This is a genomic window from Aminobacter sp. MET-1 (assembly GCF_026521175.1).
In the GTDB taxonomy this organism is placed as follows: domain Bacteria; phylum Pseudomonadota; class Alphaproteobacteria; order Rhizobiales; family Rhizobiaceae; genus Aminobacter.
In genome coordinates, this window is record NZ_JAMSHL010000057.1 from 1 (window position 1) to 1589 (window position 1589).

1 protein-coding gene is annotated in these 1589 nt (G+C 63.8%); it reads left to right on the forward strand.

The window, feature by feature from the left end; genetic code table 11:
* Positions 1-1589: formate--tetrahydrofolate ligase (locus NDO48_RS28975; RefSeq protein ID WP_267322880.1), on the forward strand; the 1589-nt coding region annotated here is incomplete at both ends.

Genomic DNA, 1589 nt, shown 5'->3' on the forward strand with positions numbered 1-1589 from the left:
ATGGCCGAATTCAAGACCGATATCCAGATTGCGCGTGGCGCGAAGAAGAAGCCGATCCAGGAGATCGGTGCGAAGATCGGCATTCCGAACGAGCATTTGCTGCCTTACGGCCATGACAAGGCAAAGATCTCGGCCGAGTTCATCGCCAATGCGCGCAAGAACAAGGACGGCAAGCTGATCCTGGTCACCGCCATCAACCCGACGCCGGCCGGCGAAGGCAAGACCACGACCACGGTAGGCTTGGGCGACGGCTTGAACCGCATCGGCAAGAAGGCGATCGTCTGCATCCGCGAAGCCTCGCTCGGGCCGAACTTCGGCGTCAAGGGCGGTGCCGCCGGCGGCGGTTATGCCCAGGTCGTGCCGATGGAGGACATGAACCTCCACTTCACCGGCGACTTCCACGCCATCACCACCGCCCACAATCTTTTGTCGGCGCTGATCGACAACCACATCTACTGGGGCAACGAGCTTAACATCGACACCCGCCGCGTCGTCTGGCGCCGCGTCATGGACATGAACGACCGGGCGCTGCGCGAGATCAACTGCTCGCTCGGCGGCGTCGCCAACGGTTTTCCGCGTGAAGCCGGCTTCGACATCACGGTTGCTTCCGAAGTCATGGCGATCCTGTGCCTGGCCACCGACCTCAAGGATCTCGAAAAGCGCCTCGGCGACATCATCGTCGCCTATCGCCGCGACAAGAGTGCCGTCTATGCCCGCGACCTCAAGGCCGACGGCGCCATGGCCGTGCTTCTGAAGGACGCCGTGCAGCCGAACCTGGTGCAGACGCTGGAAAACAACCCGGCCTTCGTCCATGGCGGCCCCTTCGCCAACATCGCCCATGGCTGCAACTCGGTGGTCGCCACCACCACCGCGCTGAAGCTTGCCGACTATGTCGTCACCGAAGCCGGCTTCGGCGCTGATCTCGGCGCCGAGAAGTTCTTCGACATCAAGTGCCGCAAGGCGGGCCTGAAGCCGGCAGCCGCCGTCATCGTCGCCACCGTGCGCGCCATGAAGATGAATGGCGGCGTCAAGAAGGAAGACCTTGGCAAGGAAGACGTCGAGGCGGTCAAGCGCGGCTGCGCCAATCTCGGCCGCCACATCGAAAACGTCCGCCAGTTCGGCGTGCCGGCGGTGGTCGCCATCAACCACTTCTATTCCGACACCGACGCCGAGATTGCGGCGATGAAGGACTATGTCGCCAAGATGGGCGAAGAGGCGATCCTGTGCCAGCATTGGGCCAAGGGTTCGGCCGGCATCGAGGATCTGGCCAAGAAGGTGGTCAGCCTGGCCGAAAGCGGCGTCTCGCAGTTCGCCCCGCTCTACCCCGACGACATGAAGCTGTTCGACAAGATCGACACCATCGTCAAGCGCATCTACCGCGGCTCGCAGGCGATCGCCGACAAGAGCGTGCGCGACCAGCTGCATGCGTGGGAACAGGCGGGTTACGGCAACCTGCCGGTGTGCATGGCCAAGACGCAGTACTCATTCTCGACCGACCCCAACCTGCGCGGCGCCCCCGTCGACCATGTGGTGCCGGTGCGTGAGGTCAGGCTGTCGGCCGGCGCCGGCTTCGTCGTCGCCATCTGCGG